At 69.8% G+C, this 15,293-nt stretch carries 16 protein-coding genes; 11 read left to right on the plus strand and 5 right to left on the minus strand.

Annotated elements, in window-relative coordinates:
• Window positions 1-379 precede the first annotated feature (379 nt).
• Both ABH935_RS29475 and ABH935_RS29480 read right to left on the minus strand, forming a co-directional pair.
• A complete protein-coding gene (locus tag ABH935_RS29475) occupies window positions 380-1,114 on the minus strand; it encodes a hypothetical protein (protein WP_370381191.1) in 735 nt (244 codons plus the stop codon).
• Between the two features lie 299 nt (window positions 1,115-1,413).
• Window positions 1,414-2,973 (minus strand): SPFH domain-containing protein, encoded by a 1,560-nt coding sequence (locus ABH935_RS29480; RefSeq protein ID WP_370381192.1) that lies wholly within the window; start codon window positions 2,971-2,973, stop codon window positions 1,414-1,416.
• A 141-nt stretch (window positions 2,974-3,114) separates the two neighbouring features.
• Between ABH935_RS29480 and ABH935_RS29485 the strand changes: the two genes are divergently transcribed.
• Window positions 3,115-4,281, plus strand: coding sequence for an aminotransferase class V-fold PLP-dependent enzyme (locus ABH935_RS29485; protein WP_370381193.1), 1,167 nt, complete (start codon window positions 3,115-3,117; stop codon window positions 4,279-4,281).
• Window positions 4,282-4,333: 52 nt separating this feature from the next.
• On the opposite strand, the gene ABH935_RS29490 is transcribed toward ABH935_RS29485, so the two are convergent.
• Window positions 4,334-5,080 carry an aspartate/glutamate racemase family protein gene (locus ABH935_RS29490; protein ID WP_370381194.1) on the minus strand — a complete coding sequence of 249 codons (747 nt, stop codon included), beginning with the start codon at window positions 5,078-5,080 and terminating at the stop codon, window positions 4,334-4,336.
• A 62-nt stretch (window positions 5,081-5,142) separates the two neighbouring features.
• Between ABH935_RS29490 and ABH935_RS29495 the strand changes: the two genes are divergently transcribed.
• Genes ABH935_RS29495 through ABH935_RS29505 form a run of 3 tightly spaced genes read left to right on the plus strand, consistent with a single transcriptional unit; the run spans window position 5,143 to window position 6,929 of the window.
• The gene (locus ABH935_RS29495; protein ID WP_370381195.1) at window positions 5,143-5,751 is read left to right on the plus strand and encodes a hypothetical protein; all 609 of its coding nucleotides are present in this window, start codon (window positions 5,143-5,145) and stop codon (window positions 5,749-5,751) included.
• A 16-nt stretch (window positions 5,752-5,767) separates the two neighbouring features.
• The gene (locus ABH935_RS29500) at window positions 5,768-6,307 is read left to right on the plus strand and encodes a hypothetical protein (RefSeq protein ID WP_370381196.1); all 540 of its coding nucleotides are present in this window, start codon (window positions 5,768-5,770) and stop codon (window positions 6,305-6,307) included.
• Between the two features lie 37 nt (window positions 6,308-6,344).
• A complete protein-coding gene (locus tag ABH935_RS29505) occupies window positions 6,345-6,929 on the plus strand; it encodes a TetR family transcriptional regulator (protein WP_370381197.1) in 585 nt (194 codons plus the stop codon).
• A gap of 104 nt (window positions 6,930-7,033) precedes the next feature.
• On the opposite strand, the gene ABH935_RS29510 is transcribed toward ABH935_RS29505, so the two are convergent.
• The gene (locus ABH935_RS29510) at window positions 7,034-8,515 is read right to left on the minus strand and encodes an MFS transporter (protein ID WP_370381198.1); all 1,482 of its coding nucleotides are present in this window, start codon (window positions 8,513-8,515) and stop codon (window positions 7,034-7,036) included.
• A 73-nt stretch (window positions 8,516-8,588) separates the two neighbouring features.
• On the opposite strand from ABH935_RS29510, the gene ABH935_RS29515 reads away from it, so the two are divergent.
• Window positions 8,589-9,272 carry a TetR/AcrR family transcriptional regulator gene (locus tag ABH935_RS29515; RefSeq protein ID WP_370381199.1) on the plus strand — a complete coding sequence of 228 codons (684 nt, stop codon included), beginning with the start codon at window positions 8,589-8,591 and terminating at the stop codon, window positions 9,270-9,272.
• Window positions 9,273-9,293: 21 nt separating this feature from the next.
• On the opposite strand, the gene ABH935_RS29520 is transcribed toward ABH935_RS29515, so the two are convergent.
• Entirely contained in the window at window positions 9,294-10,154 is an 861-nt protein-coding gene (locus ABH935_RS29520) for a phosphotransferase family protein (RefSeq protein WP_370381200.1), read from the minus strand.
• A 76-nt stretch (window positions 10,155-10,230) separates the two neighbouring features.
• Here ABH935_RS29520 and ABH935_RS29525 point away from each other — a divergent pair, with 76 nt between their 5' ends.
• The 6 genes from ABH935_RS29525 (at window position 10,231) to ABH935_RS29550 (ending at window position 15,289) form a co-directional block, all read left to right on the plus strand.
• Entirely contained in the window at window positions 10,231-10,950 is a 720-nt protein-coding gene (locus ABH935_RS29525; RefSeq protein ID WP_370381201.1) for an ABC transporter ATP-binding protein, read from the plus strand.
• Window positions 10,951-10,979: 29 nt separating this feature from the next.
• Complete coding sequence (locus tag ABH935_RS29530) at window positions 10,980-11,717, plus strand: ABC transporter permease (protein WP_370381202.1); 738 nt, start codon at window positions 10,980-10,982, stop codon at window positions 11,715-11,717.
• Between the two features lie 61 nt (window positions 11,718-11,778).
• Window positions 11,779-12,495 (plus strand): HAD family hydrolase, encoded by a 717-nt coding sequence (locus ABH935_RS29535; protein WP_370381203.1) that lies wholly within the window; start codon window positions 11,779-11,781, stop codon window positions 12,493-12,495.
• Between the two features lie 133 nt (window positions 12,496-12,628).
• Entirely contained in the window at window positions 12,629-12,976 is a 348-nt protein-coding gene (locus ABH935_RS29540; RefSeq protein WP_370381204.1) for a hypothetical protein, read from the plus strand.
• A gap of 10 nt (window positions 12,977-12,986) precedes the next feature.
• Window positions 12,987-14,678, plus strand: coding sequence for a putative T7SS-secreted protein (locus ABH935_RS29545; RefSeq protein WP_370381205.1), 1,692 nt, complete (start codon window positions 12,987-12,989; stop codon window positions 14,676-14,678).
• A complete protein-coding gene (locus tag ABH935_RS29550) occupies window positions 14,675-15,289 on the plus strand; it encodes a hypothetical protein (RefSeq protein ID WP_370381206.1) in 615 nt (204 codons plus the stop codon). Before ABH935_RS29545 ends, ABH935_RS29550 begins: the two co-directional genes overlap by 4 nt.
• Window positions 15,290-15,293 lie beyond the last annotated feature (4 nt).

A 15,293-nucleotide genomic window follows, 5' to 3' on the forward strand; every position in this document is an offset into this window, starting at 1 on the left:
CAGGGTTTTGCCCGCCCTGGGCCCCTCCACACTTAGAAGGTGTGGTGCCGTCGTAGTGCGCACGCCGATGGCGTTTAAGAAAGCGGGTAAGTCTGAGGCACCGCGCTCTTCCTATTGAGCTATCCCCGCATGAGAGAGCAGGGAACAGGGCTCGAACCTGCAACCTCGGTGTTGGACCCGCTTCCGGTCGATCCGGCGATGGACGGCGAGGGCTAAGCTTGGAGCGAGAGTCTGAGCTTCATCACTGCTGCCTCTACCTGCTTGGGCTACCTCCGCACGGTTTGGCGGAGAGAGGGATTCGAACCCCCACTGTCACAGTGTTCGTCAGTTTCAGGCGTCACATTAAGCTTGGTCGCTCGCCGCTGATCCTAGCGAAACCTCAGGCGAAGAGGTAACCGAATACCGCCTCGCCGACCCGCTGGTCGCTGACCTCGAAGGTGTTCGCCTCCTCGCGGGCGAACTTCACCGCCTGGCTCAGCTTCTCCACGCGCTCCACGAGCTCGTTGACCCGCTGCGCGGGCAGCGCGCCGGAGAACTTCGTCTGCGTCCAGTAGCCGACGGTGATGTCCTCGTAGTAGACCTCGACCTGCGCCGGGTGCTTGTCGGTGGCCTCGGCCTTCACGTGGTTGCGCGGCACCTTCTTGGTGCGCAGCGTGCGCACCGGCTCGGTGCGGTACCAGTCCGTGGAGGGGTCGGCGGTCCAGGACTCGGCGGCGTCCAGCACCGGCAGCTTCTTGACGAAGGTGTTCAGGTCGGCGAGCTGCTTCTCCAGGAACAGCAGGTAGGACACCGGCACGTCGCGCAGCAGCGTGCGGCCCTCGACGACGACGTCGGCGCGCGCCACGCAGTTCGCCCAGTCCTTGGTGGCGGTGACGTCGAACAGCCGGGTCAGGCCGGCAGCGATCTGGTGCAGCACGTCCTCGGCCTTGACCTGCACGCGTGTGGACTCCGGCGGCAGCTGCTCGCCGTCCTCGTCCTTGGCCTGGTAGGTGCGGCTCAGCCCGGTGAGCAGGGGCTGCTTCTGGACGTCGTGGTGGGCCTGGGTGAGTTCGGCGTAGGACTTGCTCTTGACGCCCTTCTCGATGGCGATGATCTGGCTGAGTTTCGTGGCCATGATGGTTCCCCCCATGCGGAGCGCATGTCGTGAATCTGATTTGTTCTGACACAGAGCCTATGGACAGGTGCCGACAATCCGTTCGCCGGGTCGGCGGGGTCCGTGGCGTGTGCACGATGATGGCAGACGCGCCGCATTGGGATGTAGGTAATTTGGCCGACGCGGTGAGGGCTCGAAGTAGTCACTTGAGAGCGTCGGCCGGATACCCCGAGAGGTCGAACGGCTCGGAAACACCCGTCCCCGAACCGCCCGACCTACGAAACCGACGCCCTAACGAATCAACGCCCTACTCCCCGGCCCTACTCCCCCACCTTCAGCGCCCCGAGCACCGCGGAAACCTGCGCCACCACCCCGGCCAGCGACGCGCCGTCCGCACCCCCGACCGTCACCGCCTTGTACTCCGAGGGCACCGGCAGCTTCTCCACGATCTCCGGCAACCGCCCGATCAGCTCGGCCTGCAACGCCGCGGCCGTCCGTGCGTTGGCGATCTCGGCGCGCACCCGCTCGCGCTCCAGCTCCAGCACCTGCCGGTCGTGCTCGGCCGCGTGCCGCGCCCGCACCGCCGCGAGCTCGGCCTCCAGCCGCATGCGCGCCAGCTCCTGCTCCTCCTCCAGCCGCAGGCGGGCCATCACGCTCTCCTGCTCGTGCCGCTCCCGTTCGAGCGCCAGCGTGTGCAGCCGCGTCCGGTGCGCCTCGTCGGCGGCCTTGCGCGCGTTGTTCTGCGACTGCTCGTCACGCCGCGACTGCTCGGCGGCGTCCCGATCGAACTCGCGCGCCCCGTTGAGCGCTCGCAGCTCCGACAGCTCGCGCTCGTCCGACAGCCGGCGTGTCTCCTGCTTGCGCGACTCGGCCATGCGGCTGTCGGTGATGACGCTGTCCGCCGCCAGCTCCGCCAGCGCCGCCAGACGGCCCTGCTCGGAGCGGAACGGCTTCTGCAGGTTCTCCCACAGCGTCTTGGAGCTGACCACCGCCTCCTTGATCTGCACGGTGACGATCCGCAGGCCCAGGCCGCCCTCGGCCCGCCCGGCGCCCTCAGACTGTCCGGCTCCCTCAGCCTGTCCGGCGCCCTCGGCCACGCCGCGCAGCCGCGCCGTCAGCTCCTCGATGATCGGCTGCCGGTCGGAGAGCACCTCGTGCACGCTCATCGTGGCGACCTTGTCCTTGATCGCCGCCTCGGCCTGTTCCCGCAGCTGCAGGTTCACCAGCCGCATCGGGTCCTCCGGGTCGGAGAAGTCCAGCCGGCGGTAGGCGGTGCCGAAGTCCTCGATGATCCACTGCACGTAGGCCTGGACGAGGATGCCCTGCAGCTCGCTGCAGATGCAGAACGCGTTCATCAAGATGGTCTGCATCGCCCCGGGCACGACCAGGAACGAGTCGGTCGCCGGCCGGTAGCGGAAGGACACGCCCAGGCCGATGTGCCGGGGCTTGGTCTCGCCGCGGCGGGTGTGGACGACGAAGGCGTTCGGCGGGACCAGGACCGTCTTCCAGCGTCCGACGCCGGTGATGCGGACCTCGACGCCGTTGGCGGCGGCCGCTGCCCCGCCGCCGCCACCACCGCCGCGGCCCGCATCGACCTCGGCGGCGAAACGTTCAAGACGCGCGGCGCGGCCCCGGCTCGGGCCGGCGGGAGCACCGGGGCCGGCCGGCGCGGGAGGCGCGGGCATCGACGGCGCGGGCAGCCGCGCGTCCGCCAGACTCCGGGTCTGTTCCGGCGAAGGAAGCTGCGGGCGCGGACTGCTGGAGGCCGAGGCGGCGCCGGAGTTCGCCGCAGCGTAGCCCTTGGAGCGCAGGTCCGACTCCAGCCGCTCCTGATTGGCCAAGACGTCGTCGAGATAGGTGTTGCGACCTTGGTCTGGCACGATGTCACCCCCTGGATAGTCGCGATGGTGTCGGAACCGTAGCAGGGCTCGACGACACCCGGAGCCGGAACGCGCCAGCGGGCCAGAGAAGCCGAAGTGGCCCTTGGGCCGGTCCGGTCCGGCCGGTTACGCTCGTCGAGCATGGAGACCCTCGCGAACCCCTTCTGGGGCGACGACTGGACCGAGATCCGTGCCCTGTTCGACACCCTCCAGCCCGGCCACGCCTACCTGAACCACGGCGGCTTCGGCAACTCCCCGCGCACCGTCCTGCTCAACCAACAGCAGTGGCGGGACCGGATGAACGCGAACGCCACCCGGTTCTTCCGCCGGGAGCTGGCGCCGGGGATGGCCACGGCGAGCCGCGCCGTCGCGGAGTTCCTCGGCGCGCCGGCCGGCGACCAGGTCGCGCTGGTCACGAACGTCACCACCGCCATGACGATCGCGGTGGGCTCGGTACCGCTGGCCACCGGGGACGAGGTGCTGGTCACCGACCACGGGTACCTGACCTCGACATGGGCCGCCGAACGCCGGGCCCGGGAGGCCGGGGCGAGCGTGGTGACCGCGCGGATCCCGCTGGCCGCCGACGCCGCGCAGATCGCCGAGACCGTGCTGGCCGCGGTGACGCCGCGAACGAAGGTCGCGCTGATCGACCACGTCTCCTCCTCGACGGCGCGCCGCTTCCCGGTCGAGGAACTGGTGCCGGCGTTGCAGGAGCGCGGCGTGATCGTCATCGTCGATGCCGCGCACGCCCCGGGCATGGTGCCGATCGACCTGGCGGCGCTGAACCCTGATTTCTGGGGCGGGAACCTGCACAAGTGGGGCTACGTGCCGCGCTCGGCCGGGGCGTTCTGGGCCGCGCCGAAATGGCGGTCGGCGCTGCGGAACCCGATCGTGTCGTGGGGCGAGGCCGAGCCGTTCCCGGTGAACCTGCAGGAGATCGGGACACACGACGCGACCTCCCGGCTGGCCGCGCCGAACGGCATCGCCTTCCTGCGCGCGCTGGGCCCGGAGCGGGTGCGGGAGCACAACGTGAAGCTCGCCGAGTACGGCCAGGCCGCGCTGGCCTCGGCCCTGGACATCGACCCGGCGACGCTGCCGGGCGACCCCGGGGTGTCGATGCGCCTGGTGCCGCTGCCGGTCGCCGCGGACGATCCGCGCGACCTGCAAGGCGAGATCTCCGACCGGCTCGGCGTGGAGGTCGCGGTGCCGAAGTGGAACGGCCGGCACCTGCTGCGGATCAGCGCGAACGTCTACAACGCCCCGGCGGAGTACGACCGGCTCGCGGCGGGGATCCGGTCAGTCTTGTAGGGCCGGGCGCGGCCGGGGCTAGGGCCGAGGCGCGGCCGGGGCGCGGCCAGGACTAGGACCGGGCCGGAGGGCCGCCGCGCCACGTCGGCAGGGCGCGCGCGTTGATCGCGACATCGAACGCCGCGCGCGCCTGCAGCCGGGTGGAGTCCAGGGTGGGCAGCGGCGAGGTCTCGGGCGTGACGAGCAGCGGGATCTCGGTGCAGACCAGGGCGACGGCGTCGCAGCCGGCGGCGGCCAGGTGTTCGATGACACGGTGGTAGGCGGCGCGGCTGGCGTCGGTGAACACGCCGTTGACCAGCTCGTCGAAGATGATCGTGTCGACGGTGGCGCGGTCGGCTGCGTCGGGGACGGCCGAGGCGATGCCGAGCGCGGCCAGGGCGCGGGGGTATACGGGCCCTTCCATGGTGAAACGGGTGCCGAGGATGCCGACCTTGCGGTGGCCGCGGGCGGCGGCCTCGTCGGCGACCACCTCGGCGATGTGCAGGCCGGGGATCGGGTAGGGGTCGCCGTCGAGCTCGAAGGCCAGGTGGGCGGTGTTGTCGGGGCAGATGAAGAAGTCAGCGCCGGCGGCCGCGAGGCGGTCGGCGCTCTCGCGCAGGATGTCTCGGACGGCGGGGTAGTCCCCTGATTCCCAGTGCGGCATGGAACGGGCCAGCGGGATCAGGTCGAGGGTGACGTCCGGGTGGTCGTGCGGGCCGAGGCGCGCGAACCCTTCGCGGCAGAAGGTCTGGAAGGACAGGGCGGCGCCTTCGGCGGAGTGGGCGAGGATGCCGAGGTGGCGATGATCGCGGTTCTGCATCGGGCCATTGTCCCGATGCGCCAGGCGTTCCGCTCGGCCGCGTCGTCGGCGATGCTGGAAGCGTGCGGCTGCGACGGGAACGGGGCGCCGGCTGGCGGATCGCGGTGGGCGACCGGCGGACGATGACGATGGCACTGTGGCTGCGGGACGCCTCGGGGATGGCCCCGGACTTGGATCCCGCGATCCCACCGCTGGACCCGCCGGTGCCGGTGGACAAGGAGCTGGCGGCGCTGGCCGGACCACACGCCATCGCGCAGTGGACCGGACTGTGGCTCGGTCTGTGGGAGGGCCGGCTGGAGGACTGGTTCGCCCTGCAGACGCTCGGCCCACCCGGCTTCGAACTCCTGGTCCGCTCCCCGGAACTGAAGACGCTGGTCGAAGCAGGCTTCCGCGACGCCGCCCGCTGGTCCTCCGACTACCGCCCGCTGGCCCCGCGCACCAGCGGCGCCCCGCCCTACATCGCGCGCGAACCCGGCGCGGTGGTGAAGCAGCTGGAGGCCGAACTCGGCCGGCAGGCCCGGGAGTTCGAGCTCGACATCACGGTGCTGCCGGTGGCCGGCCGCGTGTTCTGGCTGCTCGCCGACGGCACTCTGGTGGTGAGCGAGAACCTGCTGCGGGACGTGCGAGCGTTTCGGGCGCTGCTTTATGACGTGCTGTCGGGGGTGGTGTAGGGCTACGGTCTGGGCTGTGACTGAGGCCGAGGTCGAGTGGGAGGCGCTGCCCGAAGTACTTCGAGCGCGAGTCGACGAGCTCGTACTGGTGGATGAGTGGTTCGCCGCTGTCCATGCGCTGTGGACCAGCGGCAGCGGTGCGGAGCGGATCTCGCTTCAGGACTGTCAACGGCTCGTCTTCCGACGGCGAAGCACGCTTGCCGACCGCGTCCAGCCCAAGCCCGAGCCGCCCCGCGACCTGGCGACGTTGATCGCCAAGGTCTGCGAACTGCCGAACCGTCCCGATGCGATCGAAGCGATCTGGGACGGCGACTCCGTCGGCTGGATGGTGCGGCTCGTGGCCGTGACCGCCGATCCGCGCGCCGAGCACTGCCTGGCGATGATCCGGCACGGAGGCGACCTCCGGCTGTTCAACGGTCAGGTGCCGCCGTGGACGGAGTCCGAGGAGGCCACCGAGCTGGGAACGGGACTGGCGAAGCATTTCAGCGTCCCGTTCTACTTCGAGCACGCCGACGCGCCGGACCTGCCCGACGTCCGCTGGTGCGACACGCGGTAGCGGTCCGCCGCCGCAGCCGGCGGCTACTGTAAGAATCATGACCGCCCCCGCCAAGCGCCCGGGGCGTCGGCCCGGTTCGGCCGACACCCGCGGCGAGATCCTGGACGCGGCGCGCGCCGAGTTCGCCTCGCGGGGGTACGAGAAGGCGACGGTGCGGGGTATCGCGCGGGCGGCGGGTGTGGATTCGGCGCTGGTGCACCACTACTTCGGGTCGAAGGACCGGGTGTTCCTGGCGGCGCTGGAGTTCCCGGTGGATCCGGCGGCGGTGCTGGAGCAGGTGGCCGGGGACGCGGCGGGGGTCGGGGAGCGGCTGGCGCGGTTCGTGGTCGGGCTGTGGGAGGTGCCGCAGGCGCGGGAGCGGTTGCTGGCGGTGCTGCGGACGATCGCGTCGAACGAGGAGATGGCGGCGCTGGTGCGCGGGTTCGCGCAGCCGCGGCTGATCGCGCCGTTGGCGGCGCGGGTCGGCGGGCCGGATGCCGAGGCTCGGGTGGAGATGGCGATGGCGCAGATCATCGGGTTGGCGATGGCGCGTTATGTGATCGGGGTGGAGCCGGTGGCTTCGCTGGGTTCTGAGGAGCTGGTGGCGTTGTTGGCGCCGGCTTTGCAGCGGTTGTTGGGGTAGCGCGGAATCAACTAGCCAGGCAGAAGGGTGGCGCGGTTCGAACCCGTCTCCGGGTTCGAACCGCGCCGCCGCACCGGGGGGTCGGGTTCTGTGCGCGCCGGCGCCTACCCCTTGACCGGCTCGCTTCCGCGCCGCGGCAGCAGCGCCGCGACGACGCCGGCGGCGGCCACCGCGATCGCCGCGCCGATCATCGCGCCGCCGTAGCCCGCGGCCAGCGCGGACTTGGCGCTGCCGCCGTGGCCGGCGGCGACGTGCGCGGAGACCGTGGACAGCGCGGCCAGGCCGATGGCGCCGCCGACCTGGCGGGAGGTGTTGATCAGGCCGGAGGCCAGGCCGGCCTCGTGCCGCGGCATGCCGGCGGTTCCGGCCACGGCCAGCGGCGTCATTGCCAGGCCCATGCCGAACGTCAGCAGCATCAGCGGGCCCAGAACGTCGACGGTGTAGGAGCCGCCGGCCGGGAAGCGCGACAGCCAGGCCAGGCCGATCGCCGCGACCACCGGGCCGACCAGCAGCAGCGGACGCGGGCCGATCCTGGGCAGGGCCCGGGTGGCCAGCATGGTGCCGAGCACGATCATCGCCGAGCCGGGCACGAAGGCGAACCCGGCCTGCAGCGCGTCGAACCCGAGCACCTGCTGCAGGTACAGGCTGACGTAGAACCACATCGCGAACATGCCGGCGCCGATCAGCAACGCGGCGACGTCCGCCACGGCCAGCGACCGGTTCCGGAACACGCGCAGCGGCACCAGGGCGTGCTTGCTGCGCGCCTCCAGCAGGACGAACAGCGCCAGCAGCACGACGCCGCCGATCATCGGGGCGAGCACCGCGCCGGAGCCCCAGCTGTGCGTGTCGGTGGTGACGACGCCGTACACGATGCCGGTCAGGCCGAGCGTGACGGTGATGGCGCCGGGCAGGTCCAGCGTCCGCAGCGTGGCGCCGCGGCCCCGGGTGCGGGCGATCAGCGGCACGGCCGCCAGGATCAGCACCACGCCGATCGGAACGTTGACGAACAGCACCCAGCGCCAGCTCACCCACTGCGTGAGCATCCCGCCGACGACGGCGCCCATCGCCCCGCCGGCCGCCATCGTGGCGCTCCAGGCGCCCAGGGCCTTGGTCCGCTCGCGCGGGTCGGTGAAGGTGGTCATGATCAGCGTCATGGTCGCCGGGGCCAGGACCGCGCCGGCCAGGCCCTGCACCGAGCGGGCCGCGATGAGCAGCGTGCCGGTGTTCGCCATGCCGCCCGCCAGGCTGGCGGCGGTGAAGCCGACCAGGCCGGTGAGGAACACCGGCTTGGCGCCGAACAGATCGGCGGCGCGTCCGCCGAACAGCAGCAGGCCGGCGAACCCGAGCGCGTAGGCGTTGACGACCCACTGCACGCCGGTCGGCGACAGGTCCAGCGCCCCGCGCATGGCCGGCAGCGCGACGTTCACGATGCTCACGTCGAGCACCACCATGAACTGGGCGACACACGCGATGACCAGCAGCGCGGTCTTGTTCCCCACGCGTGAGCCGCCGGCGCGGGGGCCGGGCACTGTGGTGGCCTGCGCCGATGATGGCGGCGTTTCGGCTATCTGATCGGTCGAAGACAAGGGACCCTCCCCGGAGCGCGTTTAATCTTAGAGTGACTCTAATGATAGACGAAGTCCAGGTAGTATTCATTCCATGGAGACCGGAGCTGGAGCACCCGCGTTGGGGCCCATCGACCCGCCAAAGAGCGACCCCCCGCAGCTGGGCCTGCGCGAGCGCAAGAAGCAGCGCACCCGCCGAGCCATCCACGACGCGGCGATGACCCTGTTCGCCGAGCGCGGGTACGACCACGTCACGATGGCCGAGATCGCCCGCGCCGCCGACGTCGCCCCGGCCACGGTCTTCACGCACTACGCCTCGAAGGAGGACCTGGTCTGGGAGCTGCGGCACGAGGCGAACGATCGGCTGCGCACCGCGCTGGGCTCGCGGGCGCCGGAGATCGGCGTGCTGGCCGCGGTGAAGGAGTGGCAGCAGGAGATGTACCGGTACTACGTCCAGACGCCGGAGCAGGTGGAACGGTCGCGGACGTTCTCAAGGCTGCTCAGGGAGTACCCGACGCTGTGGACGCGCTCGGTCGGGTTCATGTACGAACGGCAGAATCTGCTCACCGAGCTGCTGGTCGAGCACTACCCGCGGACAGACCGCTTCCAGCTGGAGATCGCGGCGGCACAGATCGCGGGGGCGGTGCAGGCGGCGCAGGTGCGCTACCAGGGGGACCTGGCCGCGGGGATGGCCAAGGACGAACTGCTCGCGCGCGCCGACGCCCGCTCGGAGCAGGTGTACGAGCAGCTGGCCCAGGGGTTGGCGGAGGTGTTGTAGGGGGCTGCTGGTTCCGCGCTTCTACAGACCATCCAGTCGCCTGTGGACCGTGTCGAGCGTCGGCCAAGGAGGCCCTGCGCGCAGCGAGCGCAGGAGTTCCTCGCCGAATCGCCTCCCGTTCGGAAGCTGGTCGCCGCGTTCCCAGCGCCAGGCCGCGACCATCGCGAGGACAAGTTGTCGGCACTCGTCCAGCAGTCCCTGGTCGACGTTCGGGTAGTGCTCGCAAACCGCCTCGGTGACATGGGCGAGATCGAACTCGACGGGTCCACGGCAGCACGTCTCAAGGTCGATGAACAGTGGGCCGTTCTTCGTGCTGAGCACGTTTCCTGGATGCGGCTCGCCATGGAGCAGCTGTTCCGCGGCGCCGCGGTCTTCTATCGCCCGTCGCAGGCTTCTCAGTCTGCTGCTGAGGAACACGCGGTCCACGTCGGCGAGCTCTGGCGAGAGATCCGGGTCGGCAACGATTTCCTCCGCCTGCGAGATGCGATCCGTGAACCGTGGGCTCGGCGTCTCAACCATGCGCATGCCGGCGTGCAACCGCTCCAGAGCCTTGGCGTAGTCCGCTGGTGAGACGTGAGGTGTCACGGGTTCGTAGTAGGTCCACAGCGTTACGGTGAACCCGTCGCACGTGTACACGCGCGGTTCCACTCCGGGCGCCAAGAGGCCCACCGGGCATCCGACCTGGGCGAGCCGCTGAGCGAGTTCGACTTCGAACTGTCCGGCCTCATGCCCGGCAGGAGCGACCCGGGCGAGGACGTCGCACGGCGTCAGCCGCAAGGCCAGCCGGTTCGAGTCGTGGAGGACGACCGCGTCGTCGGTCGGCAGGTCAAGTGAGGCGGCGACCGTGGTCGCAGCCGCGATCGCGCGCGTGACGTCGGTCATCTCCACTCCCGAATCGTGGCACATATGAGCTCGGCGGTCCTTGACACCCGTTCCGTCCCGGGCGGAAACTCATCACATGATGAATTACGCGGTCGACGTCCACGGCCTGCGCGTCGTGCGCGGCGGGCAGGTGGTGCTGCACGCCGTGGACGCGCAGGTGGAGGTCGGTTCGGTCACCGGGTTGCTGGGACCGTCGGGGTGCGGGAAGACGACGCTGCTGCGCTGCGTGGTCGGCGTGCAGAAGGTGGCTGGCGGCGAGGTGCGGGTGTTGGGGGCGCCTGCGGGCAGTGCGGCGCTGCGCGACCGGATCGGATACGTGACTCAGGCCCCTTCGGTCTACGGCGACCTGTCGGTGATCGAGAACCTGCGCTACTTCGCGGCGGTGTTGGGGGCACCGCGCGACGATCCCGATCGGGTGATCGCGGAGGTGGGGCTGGAGGGCAAGGAGAGCGCGCGAGTCGACCGGTTGTCCGGCGGGCAGCGTGCGCGGGTGTCGCTGGCCGCGGCGCTGCTCGGGACGCCGCGGGTGCTGGTGCTCGACGAGCCGACGGTCGGGCTGGATCCGGTGCTGCGGGCCGAGTTGTGGGGGCTGTTCCACCGGCTGGCAGGGGGCGATGATCCGGTGACGTTCCTCATCTCCAGTCACGTCATGGACGAGGCCTCACGCTGCACGCGGCTGCTGCTCATGCGTGAGGGGAGCATCCTCGCCTCCGACACGCCCGAGGGACTGCTGGCCCAGACCGGCGCGCGCGATGTCGAGGACGCGTTCCTGCGGCTGGTGGGGGCGGCGGCATGAGCGGGAGCAGCAAGAGCGGGAGCGGCGGCATGAGCCTGCGACGTACCACCGCCACCGCGCGCCGGGTGCTGGAGCAGCTGCGGCACGACCCGCGCACGATCGCGCTGATGCTGGTCGTGCCCTGCGTGCTGATCAGCCTGCTGAAGTGGGTCTTCGACGCCTCGCCGCACGTGTTCCAGTCGATCGGCGCGGCACTGCTGGGGATCTTCCCGTTCATCGTGATGTTCCTGGTCACCTCGGTCGGCATGCTGCGTGAGCGGACCAGCGGGACGCTGGAGCGGCTGCTGACGATGCCGCTGGCGAAGGGCGACCTGCTCGGCGGGTACGCGCTGGCGTTCGGCACGGTCGCGCTCGTGCAGGCGCTGCTGGTGTCGGCGCTGACGATCGGGCCGCTGGGGCTGACGGTGGCCGGACCGGCGTGGGCGGTGGTGCTGGTGGCGGTGCTCGACGCGCTGTTGGGGACGGCGCTGGGGCTGTTCACGAGCGCGTTCGCACGGACGGAGTTCCAGGCGGTGCAGTTCCTGCCGGCGTTCGTGCTGCCGCAGTTCCTGCTGTGCGGACTGTTCACGCCGCGCGACCAGATGCAGACGGTGCTGCGGTGGGTGTCGGACGTCATGCCGTTGTCGTACGCCGTGGACGCGATGGACAAGATCACGTCACGGTCTGAGGTGACCGGCGGGCTGATCGCCGACATGGCTATCATCGCCGGTGCCGGGGTGCTCGCGCTGGCGCTGGGCGCCGTGACGCTCCGTCGCCGGACGGAGTGAGCGGCGCGGCCGACTTCGGCCGGCGACGGCCGGTCGCGGCCGACGAGGTGAGGAGCCGGTTGTGGGCGGCGGACTGCTGGTGCTGTGGGACATCGACCAGACGTTGATCAAGACCGACGGGGTCGCCACGGAGGCCTACGCCGAAGCCGTGCTGGAGACCGTCGGCAGCCCCTGGCGCGGCGACATGACGTTCAACGGCCTCACCGAGCGCGCGATGGCCGTCCGCGTCCTGCGCATGCACGACGTCGACCCGGACCCGGAACTGCTCACCGTGTTCCTGAGCAACCTCGAACGCTCACTCCTGAGCCGAGCCGAAGCCACCAAGGCCCGCGGCTACGCCCTGACCGGCGCCCTGGCCGCACTCCAGGCGCTCGACGCCGAAGCGGACGTCAGGCAGTCGGTGCTGACGGGCAACATCCGCACCGTCGCGGAGATGAAGCTGGAGGCGTTCGGCCTCCACTCCTGGATCGACTTCCCCATCGGCGCCTACGGCGACGACGAGTTCGAACGCAACGCCCTGATCCCGCACGCCTGGCGCCGCACCGAGGCCCGCTACGGCCGGACCTACGCACCGGCCGAGACCGTCATCCTCGGCGACACGGTCCGCGACGTTGAGGCGGCGCTGGCGCACGGCGCCGCGGTGGTCGCCGTCGCCAGCGGCACGACGCCGGTCGCAGACCTGCGGGACGCGGGCGCGGAGGTCGTGCTCGACGATCTCGCGGACACCGGCCGGGTGCTCGCGGCTATCGCCGAGGCGACGGCGGCGGCCCGGAGGTAGACCGGAGGTAGAACCGACGACCGCATCGGTCACTGTCCGCAACCATCGAGTTCCGATAAGAGTTGAACGCAGGTCGGCGGCCCCTCTAGTATCAGAGCCCTCACACGCACCACACCGAAGCCGGGGGGCCGGGATGGGGGATCAGCTGCACGCCGACCTGGACAAGATCCGGGACATCGGGCCGGGTCTTCGGAGCCTGCGAGGGCAATACGCGAAGGTCACGGCGGTCGACCAGGGCACGTTCCTCAGCGAAGCCGGGGTGCCGGTGCTGGCCCGGGCGCTGGCGGAGTTCGCCGACGACTGGAACATCAGGCTCCGCGATCTCCTCAACGATCTCGACGACCTGGCGCGCCTGTCGGACGCCGCGGCCGAGGCGTACGCCCAGGCCGACAAGGACCTCAGCCTGGCCCTGACGCAGGCGCTGGAGCCTGTGCTGCCGCCGCCGGCCATGCGCGGCCACATCCGTCCCGCCCTGGAGTGAGGAGCAGCCGATGCCGAACAGGTACAGCTCGAAGGCGATCGACGGCGGGAACGGCGACATCGACTGGTACCCGCTGGACAGGTCGAATCCGACACCGGGCGACCCGGACCAGCTGAGCTGCCATGCCCAGGAATACCGCCGACTGGCCCGCCAGGCGTTCGACACCGCGGAGTACCTGCGCACCGTGTGCAGCGCCGAGTTCTGGAAGTCCGGCGCCGGCGGGGAGTTCCGCATCCGCTGCGAGAACCTGGCGGCGGAGCTGCTACGCACCGTTCCGAGGCACGTCGCCGCCGCCGACGCGCTGGACACGTACGTCCCCGAACTCGAACACGCGCAGGACACGGCGTTCCGGGCGCTGCTGGCCGTGAACGACGCCGAGAAGCAGCTCGCGGCGGCGGGGTACCAGCACGGTCCGGTGACCGTGTCCGAATCGCCGACGCTGCCGGCCAACATCGTCCCCGACCCGATGCCCCAGGGGCAGCCGGGCCAGGCCGCGTTCGCCGACGGCGACGCCGGCTGGCACCAGGCGCGGCGGCTGTGGGAGGACGCGCGGAACACGCAGGACGTCGCGGCGCAGCGGGCGGCGGCGAGGATCCTCGACTTCGCCGGGCAGGACGGGTTGTCGGACAAGCAATGGACGGCCCAGGACGACAACCTTCGGGTTGAGGTGTTGTACGCGGAGCAGACGGGCTACATCGATCCGTCGCTCGACACCGCACTGAACAACGAGGCGGACTCGACCGAGACGCTGGTCCCGCAGGACTGGTACAACCAGCACGCGGATGAACTGCGGAAGCAGATTCCGACGGATGCGCGGGCGCGCGCGGCGTGGTGGGCGGCGTTGCCGGATGCGGAGCGCACGCTGTACCTGGATGTCGGCGTGGCTATGCTGCAAGGGCTGCCGGGCGTGCCGTCGGTCGCCGAGTACTACGCGATGCGAGCGGCGGAGGATGCGGGGATCGACTATACGTCCTGGGATCCGACGAAGGGCTTCTCTGCGAACAAGGACAACGTGCGGAAGTCGTACGAGTGGTATCGCGAGATGTTCGACGCGCACCCGGAGTTCCAGTGGATGGGGCTCGGCCGGCTCGCGGGCGTGACGGTGTACGCGGGCATGCTGGACCTGGACGACCACAAGGGCGACATCGGCGTCGGGGGCGATCTCCAGTTCATACAGGAGCAGCTACTGAAAGCCCAGCAAGCTATATTCACGGACATCGGTGGCCAGCACGAGGCGTATCTTCGAGGCGGACTTCCAGCGATACAGGGACTATACGACGCACAGAACATAGACCAAAAAGATCGTGACGCCTGGGCTGGAATCGCATCAGGAGATCCTCAGCATATCACCGCCGCCAACCTCCGGTTCGCGTTCCGAGAGCAGAGGGTCATCATCCCGCAATACATGTCGGCGATCTACCACAATGGTGCCATCGGGTTCGAGTTCGATGCGTTCCTCTCGGACAGCGCGCAAAATCCCGTTCCTGGCGGGCAACCGTTTCATGATTTCTACAGCAACGGCCTGACGAAGACCGATCCGCGATGGGACTGGGTCACGAAAAGCATCTACCCGAGCTACCAGGACATGCTCCACAACCATCCCGACCAGTTGAATGCGGCGATCAACGAGCCACTGGACGAAGCGGCCTCCAAGTACCGATTCGACATCGCCAAGTTCGTCGCGAATGGGCTCTTCGAATGAAAACATCGGTCAAGTCACTGGCCTCGATCGTCTCCGCCGGCCTGCTCGCCACAGCGGCGGGCTGCGCATCGGATGCAGCATCCTCGACAGACCACATAAAAAGCGTGACATGGGATCTCCGCAAGCCAACTGACATCAAGACTCTGGGACTTCCAGAGAACACTGTCGACCTGCCCGACGTGGATGTGTCGATCACGCTGTCCGACGGCGAGGTCTACTCAGCTCAGCATGTGTATCTGATGATCGACGGGGATCTCCAGAACCCGACGCGGATCACTACGATCCGCGTCGGCTTGGGGCCCCAGACCATCGACCAGGCCTATCAGACCGCCAAGGAGATCGGAGCTCGGTGGCACATCTCCAATAGCTATATCGATGGATGGTATAAAGACGCGAAGATGTATCCGAGTTATAGCGGAGGCGGCGCCGGCCGTAGCAGCACGCTGCCCGGCGGCAACACAGTGGGACTCTTCATGCCGATATCAGGCAATGACAGCAAGCCCGTGTATCCGGAGTTCGAGATCGACAACGTGAACGCAAGCGACCTCGGCGGCACTGCGGCCGCGTCCCCTTCCCCAAGCTCGACCTCGAACTCACCGACCCCGAAGTAGCCCG

Source organism: Catenulispora sp. GAS73 (genome assembly GCF_041262085.1).
Classification (GTDB): Bacteria; Actinomycetota; Actinomycetes; order Streptomycetales; family Catenulisporaceae; genus Catenulispora.